At 49.5% G+C, this 14,741-nt stretch carries 16 protein-coding genes; 11 read left to right on the top strand and 5 right to left on the bottom strand.

What is annotated here, in order from left to right; translation table 11 throughout:
- Positions 1-2: 2 nt before the first annotated feature.
- Entirely contained in the window at positions 3-1,541 is a 1,539-nt protein-coding gene (locus tag H6F90_RS23455) for a DUF697 domain-containing protein (protein WP_190554543.1), read from the bottom strand.
- Between the two features lie 263 nt (positions 1,542-1,804).
- Between H6F90_RS23455 and H6F90_RS23450 the strand changes: the two genes are divergently transcribed.
- Together H6F90_RS23450 and H6F90_RS23445 are read left to right on the top strand one after the other, a co-directional pair.
- Positions 1,805-2,383 carry a peroxiredoxin gene (locus tag H6F90_RS23450; protein WP_190554542.1) on the top strand — a complete coding sequence of 193 codons (579 nt, stop codon included), beginning with the start codon at positions 1,805-1,807 and terminating at the stop codon, positions 2,381-2,383.
- A gap of 69 nt (positions 2,384-2,452) precedes the next feature.
- Positions 2,453-2,902 carry a hypothetical protein gene (locus tag H6F90_RS23445; RefSeq protein WP_190554541.1) on the top strand — a complete coding sequence of 150 codons (450 nt, stop codon included), beginning with the start codon at positions 2,453-2,455 and terminating at the stop codon, positions 2,900-2,902.
- 5 nt (positions 2,903-2,907) lie between these two features.
- Here H6F90_RS23445 and H6F90_RS23440 read toward each other — a convergent pair whose 3' ends face one another.
- Positions 2,908-3,747, bottom strand: coding sequence for a prephenate/arogenate dehydrogenase (locus H6F90_RS23440; protein WP_190554540.1), 840 nt, complete (start codon positions 3,745-3,747; stop codon positions 2,908-2,910).
- A 120-nt stretch (positions 3,748-3,867) separates the two neighbouring features.
- On the opposite strand from H6F90_RS23440, the gene H6F90_RS23435 reads away from it, so the two are divergent.
- The 8 genes from H6F90_RS23435 to H6F90_RS23400 all read left to right on the top strand — a co-directional run bounded on the left by H6F90_RS23435 (position 3,868) and on the right by H6F90_RS23400 (position 12,318).
- Positions 3,868-5,457 carry a pentapeptide repeat-containing protein gene (locus H6F90_RS23435; RefSeq protein WP_190554539.1) on the top strand — a complete coding sequence of 530 codons (1,590 nt, stop codon included), beginning with the start codon at positions 3,868-3,870 and terminating at the stop codon, positions 5,455-5,457.
- A 201-nt stretch (positions 5,458-5,658) separates the two neighbouring features.
- Entirely contained in the window at positions 5,659-6,258 is a 600-nt protein-coding gene (locus H6F90_RS23430) for a DUF1517 domain-containing protein (RefSeq protein WP_190434124.1), read from the top strand.
- A gap of 105 nt (positions 6,259-6,363) precedes the next feature.
- Complete coding sequence (locus H6F90_RS23425; protein ID WP_199296125.1) at positions 6,364-7,245, top strand: hypothetical protein; 882 nt, start codon at positions 6,364-6,366, stop codon at positions 7,243-7,245.
- A 166-nt stretch (positions 7,246-7,411) separates the two neighbouring features.
- Entirely contained in the window at positions 7,412-9,019 is a 1,608-nt protein-coding gene (locus H6F90_RS23420; protein WP_190554538.1) for an ATP-dependent DNA helicase, read from the top strand.
- 120 nt (positions 9,020-9,139) lie between these two features.
- On the top strand, positions 9,140-9,352 hold the full coding sequence (locus H6F90_RS23415) for a DUF2839 domain-containing protein (protein ID WP_190434128.1): 213 nt from the start codon (positions 9,140-9,142) through the stop codon (positions 9,350-9,352).
- A gap of 429 nt (positions 9,353-9,781) precedes the next feature.
- Positions 9,782-10,126, top strand: coding sequence for a DUF1815 family protein (locus tag H6F90_RS23410; RefSeq protein WP_190434131.1), 345 nt, complete (start codon positions 9,782-9,784; stop codon positions 10,124-10,126).
- Positions 10,127-10,280: 154 nt separating this feature from the next.
- The gene (locus H6F90_RS23405) at positions 10,281-11,156 is read left to right on the top strand and encodes an alpha/beta fold hydrolase (RefSeq protein ID WP_190554537.1); all 876 of its coding nucleotides are present in this window, start codon (positions 10,281-10,283) and stop codon (positions 11,154-11,156) included.
- A gap of 352 nt (positions 11,157-11,508) precedes the next feature.
- Entirely contained in the window at positions 11,509-12,318 is an 810-nt protein-coding gene (locus H6F90_RS23400) for an FHA domain-containing protein (protein ID WP_190554536.1), read from the top strand.
- A gap of 40 nt (positions 12,319-12,358) precedes the next feature.
- On the opposite strand, the gene H6F90_RS23395 is transcribed toward H6F90_RS23400, so the two are convergent.
- Positions 12,359-12,961, bottom strand: coding sequence for a thioredoxin family protein (locus tag H6F90_RS23395; RefSeq protein WP_190554535.1), 603 nt, complete (start codon positions 12,959-12,961; stop codon positions 12,359-12,361).
- Positions 12,962-13,259: 298 nt separating this feature from the next.
- On the opposite strand from H6F90_RS23395, the gene H6F90_RS23390 reads away from it, so the two are divergent.
- On the top strand, positions 13,260-13,667 hold the full coding sequence (locus H6F90_RS23390; RefSeq protein WP_190434138.1) for a hypothetical protein: 408 nt from the start codon (positions 13,260-13,262) through the stop codon (positions 13,665-13,667).
- Positions 13,668-13,696: 29 nt separating this feature from the next.
- Here H6F90_RS23390 and H6F90_RS23385 read toward each other — a convergent pair whose 3' ends face one another.
- Entirely contained in the window at positions 13,697-14,020 is a 324-nt protein-coding gene (locus H6F90_RS23385) for a DUF2973 domain-containing protein (protein ID WP_190434139.1), read from the bottom strand.
- Between the two features lie 146 nt (positions 14,021-14,166).
- Complete coding sequence (locus H6F90_RS23380; protein WP_190434141.1) at positions 14,167-14,502, bottom strand: DUF2605 domain-containing protein; 336 nt, start codon at positions 14,500-14,502, stop codon at positions 14,167-14,169.
- Positions 14,503-14,741: the final 239 nt, after the last annotated feature.

The raw sequence follows: 14,741 nt of genomic DNA, 5'->3' as shown, positions 1-14,741 counted from the left end.
ATTTAAACTTGCTCTTCTGAAGAATTGGCCTTAGCTTGCGCTCGTTTGGTAGACAGATCCAGCTTGGCCCGCAATTCATCTTTGATGCGACCCAGAATTGATTCTTCGTCCAGAGAAGCCAAAATCCGGGTCACGACTGCTTTTGGGCCTTCTGGTCCCCAGGTGGCTCCATTGGCGAGGTAGGCTTTGGTAATGTGACCAATTCCGTAGGTGGAAACGCCTGCTACGCCTGCCTGCGTAACGGCAACAGAGAGATAGGGCGCGATCGCCAGTCCTCCAGTGGCTGGAACCGAAGCACCCAACAGCCCTTTCAGAGAACTCAATCCAAACGTCACCAGAAGCTCACTGGCACTGATGCCACCCATTGTCAGCGCAATTTTTTGCAACAAATTAATGGCGTTTTTCTGAGTCATAGAGATGCCGTAAAGCTTCGATAGCGTCAGAATCAACGCTACATCAATGGCCGCACTCCCCAACACATCAATGACCGTGATGGGGTTGAGGGCGATCGCCACCGCTTTGGTCATGACTCCATTCCAAATAATTTGGTTGGCACTGCGATCGCGGATTTCCATCTTCCGCTGCACCAGTTGCTCATTAACATCATCGGCATAGAGCATGGTGTTCAGGGCCACCAGAGATTTGCCTTCTCGGTGCAGAATCTCCAAAATTTTGAGCTTCAACTCGCCAACTTCCGGAATGCCTCGGCTCAGTTGAGCGGTCATTTTGCCATCTGGGTGACGTACAGCTTTGGCAATTAGGGGAGAAGCCGCTGCCATCACAATCTCTTCTGGCGAGAGCAATTCTTTAACTCGTTCGTCTCGAATTTTTTGATAGATTGCGGTGCGATCGGCGTCGGGATATTGGTCAATTTTGTTAAATACCAACAGAATTGGCTTGCTGGCTTCCCGCAATTCTGAGAGCGCTTCGTACTCCACTTTAGTCATGTCACCCGCGACTAAAAACAGAATCAAATCTGCCTGTTTTGCCACTTGACGCGCCAAAGCTTCACGCTTTTCACCATCCACTTCATCAATGCCGGGAGTATCAATCAGCTCAATCCGAGAATCGCCTACTCCTGGCAACGCTACCCGAATAATGTCGCGATCGCTTCCTGCTACCGCCTCTCTTCGCAGGCTCCAATCCGCGCTCTGAATCACCTGCGTCACCCCATGAATGGGGCCAACCTCAAAGAGGTCTTGACCGAGTAAGGCATTGAGTAAAGAAGACTTACCCCGCCCCACCATACCAAACACAGCGATATGTACCACAGAACGGTCTAGCTTATCCAGCATGCGCTCTAGACCTTGAATTTCTGGCTCTAGGCCAGCGCGTTCTTGCGGTGTTAAATCCAGATGACCCACAATCTCGCGTAGGGCATCTTGGGCTTGCTTGTAATTGAGTTCTGCCTGAATGTCTTCAAAGCTAAAGATGGCATTTTCCAGTTCTGCGTCCAAGTTGGTCTGCTGCCAATCCCCACTGGTTTGGTCAGCGGCAACTAAATTGGCATCAGGATCAAATTGAGGCCGAGAACTATCCAAAGTGAACCTCCAGGGAAATCAGCGCTTTCTTTAAGGACAATAAACGCCTAATTTCATCGTAGCCAGTTCTGTTAAGTGTCGAGCAGGGCGAACAGAGAGTTATCCGTTTAGACCAATCAAGATGTAGGTACTTTAAAGAGCGTTCTAGCAATGAGGAGGCGATCGCGAACTTTTTGTGAAGATCCTGGGACTACCTCTAAACAGAGGCTAAGATACCTGAGAAATATGTAAACTTGTGTTAAGTACAGCCCTACATCTTGACCATGATCTCTCGTCGTACGTTGCTCGGTGCTCTCTTCGCTTACGTTCTCGCCATATTGGCGGTCTTTAATCTAGTACCAGCAGCCCATGCGCTCGGTGGCAAGTTGCCAGAACTCAACCGACCTGCGCCAGAATTTACCTTGCCGACCAATACGGGAGATGGAGCAATTTCGCTCGCTGACTATCGAGGTAAGTGGGTGGTTGTCTACTTCTATCCCAAGGACTTTACCTCTGGTTGCACCTTGGAAGCTCGTCGCTTCCAGCAGGATCTACCAAAGTACTCGGCCAAAAATACCGAAATTTTGGGGGTGAGTGCTGATTCTGTCGATTCTCACGCAGAGTTCTGTGACTCCGAAGGCTTAAAGTTTCCGCTCTTGGCGGATGCAGATGGCAGTGTGAGCAAAGCTTACGGTTCTTGGTTAGGCTTCCTCTCAGCGCGGCATACCTTCATCGTTGATCCTGAAGGAGTTTTGCGGGAGCGTTTCACAGGTGTGAATCCTGCTGTCCACAGCAGCGAAGTGCTCGCTCGTTTGAAGGAGCTGCAAGCCACGACGGTTTCATCCGTTTCATCCGCAACCTAAATCAGGCAGGGAGGTTAGCAGAGTGTCCTACCATAGAAAGCAATCTTGTTTCATGCAGGAAGCTGCTCCATGAGCTTGGAATCTCACCCTGCCTCCGCTTCTTCACCAAAATCCTGGGACTTTGCTGAGCCGCCAGAGTTTGCTGAGCCACCGCTACCGCAAACTATTGATCTGCTACCCCCCCTAGAACTAGCTCCTGCCCCACCCAGCTTAGAGATTGCCGCTGACTCACCCGCAGCGATCGCCTCAGAACCCATTAACGCTGAACCAACGGCTCGTCTGTGGAGCTTACCAAGTGCAACAGAGCTACAACCTGCTCGTCTGCGAGTAGGGCTATTCTTTGTCGGCTCTGGTGCCACATCGTTGGCCTTGCTGTGGCTCTACATTAAGTGGGTTTGCCCAGAGTTCGGCCCTGCTGAACAAATGACCTACTATTGGCAGCCTTACATCTGGTTTGTGGGGTTAGGAGTGGCAGGGCTATTTATGCTGGGTCGAGAAGTGATGCGCGGGAAGTCTTAAACTTCTCACTTTACGAAGCGCGATCGCCCTTGCTGAGTTTGCTTTAGTTGGTCTACCAAACCATCCCAGTTTTCTTGCTCCACAGCCGCCATAATTTGATCGAGTTGGTCTCGGTAAGCGGCTAGCGATCGCAACAAAGCTGAGCGGTTATAGCGTGCCATCATCAAACCCAGCTCTGGATTTCCTCCCCCAACGCGGCTTGTATCCTTAAAGCCAGAGCTGGCTAAAGCTTCGGCAAGTTCTAGGGTGGTAGGGTCTGTCTCACTCATGCAAGCTGCGATTAAGCTAGAGCTGACCATCACAGGTAAATGAGAGATCCAAGCCACAGCCCGATCATGATCTTCAGGCCGACAGTGGTAGAGGTGAGCACCCAGCGATCGCACTAGCAGTTCCAGCGTTTCAATCGCCACGGGTGGGGTGCTGGCTGTCGGCGTTAGGACGTAGGGTTTTCCAGCAAACAAGTCGGATTGGGCTGCCTCAATGCCATTCTCTGCGGTCCCTGCCATGGGATGCCCACCAACAAAGTTGGACCAGCGTGGAGTGATGCTATCCACCACGGAGGTTTTGACCGAGCCAACATCCGTTAGAATCGTGGTCGCAGCCAGGTGTGGGATCAGCTGGATGACGGTTGATTCGATCGCAGAGAGAGGGGTACAAATAAAAACCACATCGGCAGCAGCCAAGAGCGTTAAGTTGACACTGGCATCATCGACGGCTTCCCTGGCGATGGCTCGCTGGCAAGTGTGCTCTTGACGACTCACCCCCAAAACCTGGTACCCACGCGATCGCAAATCTAGCCCCAACGAGCCCCCGATTAAGCCCAGTCCAACAATCCCAATATTCATCTGCTATCCTGCCAATATTCAGTGCTTACTGACTCAACCAGCTACTCAGGCTCACGTAGCTCAACCATGACTAGATGCCGCCTATCTCCATCATTTTTGGATCTCTAAAAGGAAATCTTGATGAACGCAGAGGAACTCCTAAAAAAATACGGAGCGGGGACTAGAGAATTTATAGCGGCTGACTTACGTGAGGCGAATCTCAGTGGCGTCAACCTGAGCAAAGCGAACTTGAGTCAAGCGAACTTGAGTGTATCAAATCTCAGTGGCGCGAATTTGAGTGAAGCTAACCTGAGTCGAACCAAATTGAATGTGGCTAGGCTCAGTGGCGCGAATTTGACCAAGGCTGACTTGAGCGGCGCTAACCTCAATGTCGCCAATTTAATTCGGGCTGACTTAAGTGGGGCCAACTTGACGCAAGCAGCGCTGGTGCGGGCGGAGTTGGTGTTAGCAGACCTGAGTGGTGTGAACTTAAGTCGAGCAAATCTGAGTGAGGCGAATCTACGCGAAGCTAAATTGCGTCAGGCCACATTGCTCCGGGCCAACCTCAGCTCAGCTGATTTGAGAAGTGCTTCTCTCACAGGGGCTACTTTAGAGCAAGCGAACTTACAAGGTGCGGATCTGAGTAAGGCAGACCTCAGTGGTGCGAATTTAAGTGGGGCGGAGCTGCGGCAAGCTAACCTGAATCAGGCCAATCTCAGCGGTGCTGACCTCAGCGGTGCAAATCTACGCTGGGCCGATCTCAGTGGCGCTAAATTGCATGGAGCCGACTTGAGCGGGGCCAAACTCAGTGGCGCTGATCTGAGTCGGGCGGATCTGAGCAACACCAATTTGATGAACACCAGCTTGGTCTACGCAGACCTGAGCCAAGTGAACTTAATTCGGGCTGATTGGATCGGCGCGGACTTAACAGGTGCCACTCTAACCGGAGCCAGAGTGCATGCAGTATCCCGTTTTGGCATTAAAACCGAAGGAATTACCTGTGAGTGGATTGACCTGAGCCCAACAGGTGATCAGAGCCAAATTCATCGCTTTGCCGCTGAAGAACACAAGAAATTTTTCAAATCGACCCCGCCCACGGTGCAGGTGGTTATCGACGCGCCGCTCAGCTCAGCAGGGCACTTGGCCTTGGCTGCGGCCTATCACCAAATTGCCCAGCACTGCAAAACGTTAGGCTCTCCTCCCAGCATTGATGTCGGTCGGCGGCGCACTACGCTGACCTTTGGCCTCAACGGTGATGAACAGTTGTTTGCGATCGCCTATGTCGCAATTTTGCCGTTTCAAGATGCCAAAACAGTGCGACAGCAAATCCTGGGGCTGCTGAATATGGTGCGATCGCAAGGCACTCAAGAGTTGAGCGTCAAGGAACTAGAGCGGCTAGAGCAGCTCAGCGCCGCCTTGACCCAAATCAGCCAGCAAACCGAAAAGATTCGGATGTCGCCACCTTTACCCAGCCAAGAACCAACGCCTGCCGAAAAGCCAGCCTTAGAGAGAGAAACCAACTTTTTTGCTGCGCCTACTCAAACTATTCTGACTAATTCCAGCGATCGCACCCTTACCGCCTACTACCACCCCATGTTTGGCAAACGCTTCATGAGTCCTTCTAGCTTCGCTAAAGCTGGGTTGCAGAGCGCCACTGCCAATAAGCCAACTCTACTGCCCGTAAGTGTTGTGATCGATTTTCTCCGAGGATTCTATTACCTGGATCGTTAGCTGCCTGCTAGAAATGGATCTCTGAATGCGGCTCTGTAGGGACGGATTTCTGGGGTAGAGCTTTGGGGCCAAACCTTGCTAGAAAATAGGAATGCTGCCCACGTTTACCCTAAGGTAGAGAGTCTGAAAACTGATGACTACTAAAGTAAGCGATAGGCAGGCTGTAACCTGTACTAGTTGTCTTTAGCAGCGAGGTCAACCATGAGTTCTTGGCGCGATCGCTTTAGCCAAATGAGTGGACGCACTCGGTTTGTTGTTTGTCGGCTCATGCTGCATTTAGCAGGGCAAGAAGTTGCCCCGGTCCTAGGTGTGCTCAATCGTGCCGCTCGGCAGGCAATGGACTCGGATGGTGATTTGCAAGTCTTAGGAGAGGGATTGGTTGAAGTCTGCCAAACTTTGTTGCAAAACGACCTCTACTGGCAAACTGCTGCTAACGAAGGGGATGTGTTTTGGAATGAAGGAGAAGCGGGAGACTTTGTTACCGACTTGTTCACAGATTCAGCCCAGCGTTACCTCAGCGAGCCAGATCTAAGCCAATCTCCAGAAGTGGAGCCATTAACCTTACCTGTCACGCGCAACTTGGTGGTGATGATCACGGTCGCTTTTACAGGGGAAGTCCCTGAATTGGAAACCGATCTCGCTAGTATGGAAGCAATGACAGCAGCCTTAAAAGCGCTGATTAATCTACATTACCAGGGCAATCTGCGAGCCATCCAGGTGCATTTCTCACCTGCTCAACTTGGTGATGAACTGACCTCAGATCAACTATTACTCAACTTCGCAGAGTTAGTCCCCCTCTAGGGACCATGGGTAATAGCTGCCAGTTGCAGGAGATGGCCTCATCCGCTAAATCCATCCCATGCCATTTAGCCACAATGCTGGATGGTTCATAAAATCAATCTTGAAATGAATACAGTAATTCACCCACCTATGTTTCGTCGATTTGTAATTTTAGTTACGGCTGTGGCGTTGTGTTGGACCACGCTAGCTTGTGGTGAAACTCCATCAGTTCAGTCTCCAGCTCCTAGCGTGAGTGCTTCGACCGCACCCACTCGCATACCCAGTGGTCAGTATCCTGTACAGCAGGCAACCTATAACGACGCTAACGGCGAATATAGCTTGGTCTTGCTCAATACACAGCCCGGAGTGCCTGCCGTTTTTCGGACCCCCGATTTGCAGATGGCTCGCCTCACCGAGGCTGAGGTTTCCTCCAAACAGCAAAACTATCTAAAAGTTGATGGGGGCAAAGCGTCCCTCCATGTGGCAGAAGATTTCAAAATTGAGTACGTTCACAACGTGGTCGAGAATCAAACCGATCCTCAGACTGGCAGACAAGAAACAGTGGTTGTGCGTCAGCAATCGAGTTTCTGGACGCCTTTTGCGGGAGCTTTGGCAGGACAGGTCGTTGGTAATCTCTTGTTCACCCCGCGTTACTATGTGCCACCCGTCTACCAACCAGGCGGTTTAAGGGGATTCGGTGGATATGGCGATACTTACGGCCAAGCTGTGAACAGCTACCAATCGCGTTATCAAACTCCACCTCCCGCTGTGCGCAACCGTCAAACTTTGCGGACTACGGGCCGTTTGAGAACTCCTACTTCTGGTCAACCCAGTACGGTACGGCGACCTTCTACCTCTGGCAATCGCTCTACTGGTTCTGGATATGGTTCCAGTACTCTCCGCCAATCTGGGCGATCGCAGCCTAGAGTCAACCGGGGTTCTGGTGGTTTTGGCAGCAGTCGCTCTACTGGAGTACGGCGATCGCGCTCAGGTAGCCGACGGCGCTAATCCGGGTTCAAACAAACCTGCCTAAAAGCCCCTGTCTTGGCTAACAGTTGTCATAATTGATCAAGCATCACGTTGCAAAAATCCCTGCGGTAACTTTAGAACCAGCAGGGATTTTTAGCGCCTATGTCAGAATAAAGGTCACGCGGTAATCTAACGCTCCTGGCTTGTGATTGAAGTAGAAGTCCACCAGCAACTCCGTGCTTTCCTCCGAGAACAAGGTGAGCCCTACTGGCCCCATCACTTGACGATGGGACGTTTGGTGGCGCGAGCGTTAAGACTTGGTCGTAGTGCCTTGATCCAAGCAGGTGCTCCTTCCGGTAGCCACGGACGCTACCGCCTAAGTTATTTGGTGCCCTTACTCATTTGGCCAGGTTCAGCCGTATTGGCGGTGCCAGAAGAAGTACAGCAACGCCTACTCATGGTTGAGATTCCACGACTTCGGCAGTGGATTCAAACCCATAAACCAATTTTGACTGGCGATCGCTGGCCTGGGCCAGAGTTTCAAGGATTACTCTTAACCACACCCGAAGAGTGGCTCAGCGATCGCTTAACCGATCAAAGTCGCTTTCCTCAAGGCATTCCTACCATCGTGGACGGTGTAGATGATTTGGAAGCTTGGGCGCAGAGCCAATTGACAGCCCGCCTAGAGCTGAGTCACTGGAATGACTTAATGCTGGCTCGTCCTGAGCGAGCAGAAGCCATTCGAGATGTGCGAGTTCAGCTAACGAGAGCTATCTTTCAGCATCCTGCCAATCCCTACGAATGCTACTTGGTTGAGTCAGAAGAACGAGAAATATTGCACGATCTCTTCAGGCAACTCGGCGCTGGGCAAGCTCCAGTTCAGGAGGCAAAGGCATCTGGTGAGCCGTCTAGTCTCGTTACCGAACTGAATCCCCCTGCGGCTTTACCGACTCTGCCTGACGCTTGGAGCTATTTTTGGCAGCGATTGCAGAGCCCTGATCAGCTCATTTGGGCGACGATCGCACGGCAGCACGGGCAATTTTCCTTGCACTGTGGCCCAGTTGATGTTGCCCCCGTCTTAGAGAAAATTTGGCCTCAACAGCCTGTGGTTTTAATTGGTGGTGCGCTCGATTTAGAGGCAGAGGCAACGATTTACCGCCAACGGCTGGGTCTGAAAGATTTAACCTGTCTGAAATTTGCTCCCGATCGCCAAAGTGAGTTAGTTCAGCTTTATTTACCAGATGGGCTCCCGATGCCCAACACACCTCAATTTCAGACAGCGTTGCTCCAGGAAGTGCGAGCTTTGTTGAATATTAGCCTCACTGCTCCAGGCTTAACAGTGCTGATAGTGGGGGATGTACCTTTAAAGGCCCAAGTCGGCTCGGTGTTAGCAGGAGAGTTTGGCTCCAGAGTTCAGGTGGAGAAGACTTGTCTGGATGACAACGGCATCTTAGTCACAGGCTGGGAATTTTGGCGGCAGTACCAGCATGTTTTACCTGCACCGCATCTTTTGGCGATCGCAACCCTACCGATTCCCTCTCTAGAGCACCCGCTGGTGGCAGGTCGAGTAGCTTACTACAAACGCCTGCGGCAAGATTGGTTTCGGCTCTACCTCTTGCCCACGGCGCTGAGTGAATTGCAGCGGGCGATCGCGCCTGTGAGGGAGTGTCAGGGGGTGGTTGCGCTGCTAGATAATCGAGTTTTACATCGCAGCTATGGTCATCAAGTCCTTGCTGCCCTCAGCCCTTTAGCTCGGATCAACTATCTCGATCCAGGCTTGTTTAACCAATCTGACTATTCGGTTTTGGACTAATCCTTTACCCATTCGGGGTAAGAAGATTTGTAGATGCCTCAGCTTTGAAACGCCAACTGGGTCGTATCCTGAGTGTAAAGACTACGATCAAATTATTCGTCAATATTTACCTCTAGAGTCATGGGTGATTCAAAGCGTCGCAAAGAAGCATTGGGAGAAAAATACGGTCAAGAACCGAGTATCCTCTCTAAATTCTCATTTACAAAAAAGCAATCCGAACAATTCGTCAAATGGAGTTCTCAAGGCGCTTGGGTGGGGATTGGACTGCTAGTTGCCTACTGGATAACGGTTCGTTTTATTGGGCCTAGCTTGGGATGGTGGCAAGTTAACTAAGCAATCTTAGTTAGTTCAAACCACGTAATTAATGTGTTTTCAAGCACAATCTTTGTCCATTGATACAGATTGCAAATCAGGACTATATGAATCTCAAATCAATGATTGAGATTGTGTTCAAATTGCAAGCTTTGTATACATTCCGCCTTAAAACTACTTGTAATTTAAGTCAGTCCAAAGGCGGAATCTTATTGTTTGAGCTTGATTCACTATGAAAGAGTTCATCTAACTGTTGTACTGGATACTTCCTCAAATGAAGCCGTCCGTTAACCTGAGCAGGTGATGTTGGGAGCGCAAACTTTACTAAAAGAACTGGGCATTCTGAACAGTAGAGATCCCAACACCTGAAGATTGACTTCTTAGGAAAATCAAAATTCTTAAGAAAGTATAAAAAGGTCTAGAATGAGGTGTGGTGATTGGAGGACGAACGTGTTTCTAAGACTTGCAGAACAACACCGTCAATTTGTCCAGGACTTGGTTATGAGCTTACAAGCCCTGGCTACTGTACTCGAAAATCGAGGCTACCTAGCTTCTTGCTACACCTGTGGTGGGCAAATGAATAGTGCCTCCTTCATGGTGAGCTTGAGAGATAATCATTTAATCCGATTTTTGGTTTCTGACTACGGGATTACCTGGACCGAAATGCGGGACGACCGGGAATTGATGAAGCTAGAGGGTGCTGAAGCCATTAGTCAGTTGCAAGAGTTGGCTAATCTAGTGAAATATCAAATCAAGCCAGCAGAATACCGTCCGACTGTGGCTCAAGAAGTCTAGGACTGCGCGATCGCTTGAGACTTGAGCACAAGAATAACTGGCCTTAACCTTGCAGTCATCGATCAACTGCCAAGCCAAATTAGAGGCATAATTCAGAGTGGCTTCCTACCCCAAGGTTAGCCATGCTGGTATGCAGAAAAGGTGCTGATTTGACATGACAGTTGAAGACTCTGGTTGGCATCATCAATTTGTGGAGACAAACCGCATTCGACTCCATTGTGTGACGCAAGGAGAAGGAGACCTTGTAGTTTTACTGCACGGTTTTCCAGAGTTTTGGTATTCTTGGCGGTACCAAATTCCTGTGTTAGCCCGTCATTTCAAAGTCGTGGTACCTGATCTCAGAGGCTATAACGATTCTGATAAGCCAGAGCATGGCTATGACCTCGATACCCTGAGCGCTGACATCCAGGGGTTGATAGAGAATTTAGGTTATGTCCGGGCGCATGTTGTGGGCCATGATTGGGGCGGAGTAATTGCTTGCCATTTGGCGCAACGTTTTCCTCACTATCTCGATCGCCTAGCAATTTTGAATGCACCTCATCCGCAACGCTTTATCCAAGAGTTAGCGAGTAACTTGGATCAAATGCGGCGAAGCTGGTATTTTTTCGCCTTTCAAGTGCCTGGTTTACCAGAGTGGGTGATTCAGCAAAATCTGAAAAATTTTGTGCAGGATTTCTTCCGAGGGCAGGCCATCCGCAAGGGAGCTTTCACAGCAGAAGACACCCAAATGTATGAAGCAGCTTTAAGCAAACCTGGAGTGCTGGCAGCTGCCCTAAAATATCATCGTCAGCTCTTTTCCTGGCAGAGTTTGTTGCGTAGTTGGCAATCACCTGAGCTAATCACGGTGCCTACCTTGATCTTGTGGGGCGAAGAAGATGCATTATTGGGTTCAAAGCTGACTGAAGGGCTAGAGGCGTTTATGGTAGGACCCTTCAAGCTGAAGTTCGTTCCTCACTGTGGACATTGGATTCAACAAGAAGCACCCCAAACTGTGAACCGGGAGCTTTTGAGCTTTCTGCAACAGTCTTAAGCTTTTTAAGCAGGATGTCTCCGTAAAACTAAGTCTTCCAGAGTTTTCTCTAAAGCCGTGACTAATGAGAACTAAGTAATACTGCGGTTATCTCGGGCTGTTAGGCGTTCTAATCTAGAGACTAAGGTGTAATTTTTACTAAGGGCTGATTCAGCCACGAGGACAATTTTACTAAGCGCGTCTTTAATGCAAAATTCTACTGCTGTGAGAATCAGCACTAAATAGTTAGACCCGATCTGACATGAATTTTGCAGCCTACCTACATTTCGGCTGGTTATATTTCGAACGTCACCTTGTAACTCTATAAGGCGACAGGTTACGTTGTGCGCTGTCTAAATTTCTACAGCCAACTATGATTGATCCACGCTCTTGGGCTGCACAATCCTTGGGAATGATGACCCCTTTCACCGAGGCAGAGTTAGAACAACGTTTAGGCTTATATCGGGTTTTTCTCAAGCTTTATGAGCATCATCGTGATTTGCTCAATGAGATTTTAGAACTGGAGAACTCTGGTAAGAGCCATCCCTATCAAGTCACGCTCCAATATGTTCAGGGGGTGGTGAGTGATGATCAGGTTCATTTAGTAACGAACTTAATTCAAGGAAATACTCAAGCCTTACTTCAGCCACAACAGCTTTGGATTATTGGACGCGATCGCCATGCCGCAATACCAATTCGGGATGAGCGCTTATCTCGGCGTCATGCTGTCATTCAATATGTGGCAGGCCAAGGGTTCTATTTAATCGATCTCGATAGTACTAATGGTTCTTTCATCAATGGTGAACGCATCTGGCACTGCGCCTTGCTCAAAGAAGGCGATCGCGTCCGTCTGGGCAGTTTGACGTTTACATTCTTTATCTGTCATGCGTCTCAGACCTTAGGCTCTGTGCCATCGCAGGTTCTAGAGCAGCTAGCGACACGTTGTACTCACGATGGTGAAGCTAAGATTACAAAGACCGAACCAGAAGCAGAGATTCACTCAGAAAACTGGGAAAAGCCTTTGCCACCCGAAGTACACGAAACCTCCCGCTTTCTGCAATCCCATTGGTCTGACTACGAACCAACAGAGGTTGTTACAGAGCCTATACAAAATCCACCCCAGCCTGCCAGCCTGCTAGAGCAGTTGCTCAGCCAAAAGCCAAAGCTCAGCGACTGCAACTAGAGGCTGCCAAGCGAGATTCTAGGAATATGCGCTAAATCAGTTAGTTTACAACTTGACTGCCATGACTGCGAGGATCATCACCAGCAGGTTTAGTTGGTTTGACTGCTGTGCTAAAAGCTGAAACTTGACCGCTAGCTTGAGCATAAGGCAGTGAAGATCCTGCAACTAGGGCTTCTAAGTTAGCGGCCATGATCGTACGAGGTTGCTCTCCAATGGCGTTGGCAATGGCTTGACCATCCTGGTTGAGGAACACGAAATGGGGAATGCCATCTACCCGATAGTGCAAGACTTCTGGCAGCCACTTCGTGTTGTCTACGTTGAGCATGACAAAGTTAACTTGGCCTTGATATCGCTGCTCTAGAGCATTAATTTCTGGAGCCATCGCCTGGCAACTCGTGCACCAATTGGCGTAGAACTCCATTAAGGTTGGCTTGCCATTTTTGAGGGCTACTTCTAGGGGAGTTGCTTCCTCGGCCAAGCTATTGAGTGAAACTGAGGTGGTTTGAGTTTGCAACCCAAAGAAAACAGCAACGCTCAGAGCGATCGCGACTAGAACAATGAGTAAATTTCGAATGCGGGTACCGACTGTGGAGTTCGGCTTTGCTGGGGAAGTACCAGTAGGATCAGGTAAATTCGCCGCCATTGCAGGATATGTAAGGATTGCTAGATGCTCTTAGTGTAACTGAACCACGCAGGGCAACTGATTGATTAAAAACTTAGGCAGGCTCACCGAACTGCTACAGTGTCAAAATTGGAAGTGAGCAATTTTACGGTCGTCTCAACAGAGCCAAATTTTGTAACCTAAGCTTAGGCGCGAAGTGCAGAGGTAGTTCGCCGCGCTTCCAAGCCCACCGTTACAACTCAATTAAGGGGCATCCTGAAATTGTTGCTGTTGATTTTGTCTTTCAGTTTCAGTCACCGATCGCCCAAGTGAGCTCACTATGTCTTCCAATCCTGCATCTGGAGCCAAACCGACCCCACCGGATCAAGATGAATATGCTGCTTACAGCAACAGTATTGTTGGGGCGGCCATTTTTGACTTAAACGGTCTACCCAAGGAATATTTTACGGCTGGAGAGAGCAGCAATATGAGTTGGGTGCAGACTATTTTTCAAGCCCTTGGCTTGCGATCGCTGCTGATGTCTTCGCTCCAGCTAGAAGGATTCCATCATGCGGTCATTCAAGGGCCTGACTGTTGTGCCGTTGTGGTGAAGCAGCCAGCTCGCTACATGGCTTTGTTAATTCAGCAAGCAGAACCCACCAGCACCATGACGGAGTCCTTTGTGCAGTGGGTACAGCGATTTGAACCAAGCGTTTTGAAAACCCATCCTCGCTTTAGGGCTGCCTAAAAAAGCTGGGTTAGGGTGGTTCCTGGTTTCTAACTCTCTTCCCGAGTGTCGCCACTATTGCTGTTGCCAGGGGAAGAATCATAAAGTGCATCTAAATGCTCACGGGCATCCTCTACAGACATAGAACGCATGACCAGTAGCGGCTCGTTGATCACGTTGCCCGCATCATCTAGAAACTCTGGGTGTGGTACAGGTCGAGGCCGTGAAGTCGCTGCACCATTGCCAGCAGACCATCCGGCAGGAGCATAACTCCGTTGAGATTCCATTCCTAGGGTCAGCATGTTGCGAATTAGATTCGCGATCGCCAAAAACGCCAGAATGGTAAAAGCAATAACGTAAAGCAGGTGCAACATAATTTTGGTCCTCCCAGCCTAATAGCTCACCAGCAAGTTCGCAAATTTTGCTCGAAATGGAACCAAGCTGGAAAGTGGAGCAGACAGCAGTTGGTCCCAGGCAATGTTGAGCTTCATTGCCAATAGTTTCTCAGATTTTTTGCAGCTTAATCTACTCCTTCGTAGCCAGCAGAGCGTTCCAAACGGAAACGGATGGTGGTTTGCCAGCATTCAGTGACAAGCTGATGCCACGGCATCAAGACTGTTGTTTCTACGCCCACCTGACCACCTGTCACCTGAAGCAACATTTGAGTCGTGCGAACTTCCTGTTGCGCCTGCTTGACTCGTGCTAGCAAATCAGCCTGCTTCTCTGCGCCTAAAAATCGAATTTCCTCTGTTTCGAGCAGCACTTGCGATCGCTCAAACCAGTATTGAAAGTCTTCCAATAGCGGTTGTAGAACAGTTTTTAATAAATTCGGTTCAGGCAAGTTGGAACTAAACATGTATGAAAAGAGATTTCTATCTTATTAACCATAATAATCTTAATTTCATTTACGTTTTGTAATATTTTTTGGAATTTCTTTCCTCAGATCTTGCACCAAGGCTTAAAAGGTGGCAGAAAGGGCGTGAAACTAATAGACCGCAAGAACAATGGACATTCTTGCCCACGCCCAAGAACTAATCTATCACTTGCTCGATGGGATGCCGACTCCCTACCAACGTCAAAGCCTGCAAGCTTTGC

The organism is Trichocoleus sp. FACHB-591, assembly GCF_014695845.1.
Lineage (GTDB): Bacteria > Cyanobacteriota > Cyanobacteriia > FACHB-46 > FACHB-46 > Trichocoleus.
This window is presented reverse-complemented; position numbering and strand designations above follow the sequence as displayed.

Bases quoted from the DNA above. Each gene is read 5' to 3' on its own strand.
- H6F90_RS23450 (WP_190554542.1), top strand. From the start codon at position 1,805: ATGATCTCTCGTCGTACGTTGCTCGGTGCTCTCTTCGCTTACGTTCTC.
- H6F90_RS23445 (WP_190554541.1), top strand. From the start codon at position 2,453: ATGAGCTTGGAATCTCACCCTGCCTCCGCTTCTTCACCAAAATCCTGG.
- H6F90_RS23440 (WP_190554540.1), bottom strand. From the start codon at position 3,747: ATGAATATTGGGATTGTTGGACTGGGCTTAATCGGGGGCTCGTTGGGG.
- H6F90_RS23435 (WP_190554539.1), top strand. From the start codon at position 3,868: ATGAACGCAGAGGAACTCCTAAAAAAATACGGAGCGGGGACTAGAGAA.
- H6F90_RS23430 (WP_190434124.1), top strand. From the start codon at position 5,659: ATGAGTTCTTGGCGCGATCGCTTTAGCCAAATGAGTGGACGCACTCGG.
- H6F90_RS23425 (WP_199296125.1), top strand. From the start codon at position 6,364: ATGAATACAGTAATTCACCCACCTATGTTTCGTCGATTTGTAATTTTA.
- H6F90_RS23415 (WP_190434128.1), top strand. From the start codon at position 9,140: ATGGGTGATTCAAAGCGTCGCAAAGAAGCATTGGGAGAAAAATACGGT.
- H6F90_RS23405 (WP_190554537.1), top strand. From the start codon at position 10,281: ATGACAGTTGAAGACTCTGGTTGGCATCATCAATTTGTGGAGACAAAC.
- H6F90_RS23400 (WP_190554536.1), top strand. From the start codon at position 11,509: ATGATTGATCCACGCTCTTGGGCTGCACAATCCTTGGGAATGATGACC.
- H6F90_RS23395 (WP_190554535.1), bottom strand. From the start codon at position 12,961: ATGGCGGCGAATTTACCTGATCCTACTGGTACTTCCCCAGCAAAGCCG.
- H6F90_RS23390 (WP_190434138.1), top strand. From the start codon at position 13,260: ATGTCTTCCAATCCTGCATCTGGAGCCAAACCGACCCCACCGGATCAA.
- H6F90_RS23385 (WP_190434139.1), bottom strand. From the start codon at position 14,020: ATGTTGCACCTGCTTTACGTTATTGCTTTTACCATTCTGGCGTTTTTG.
- H6F90_RS23380 (WP_190434141.1), bottom strand. From the start codon at position 14,502: ATGTTTAGTTCCAACTTGCCTGAACCGAATTTATTAAAAACTGTTCTA.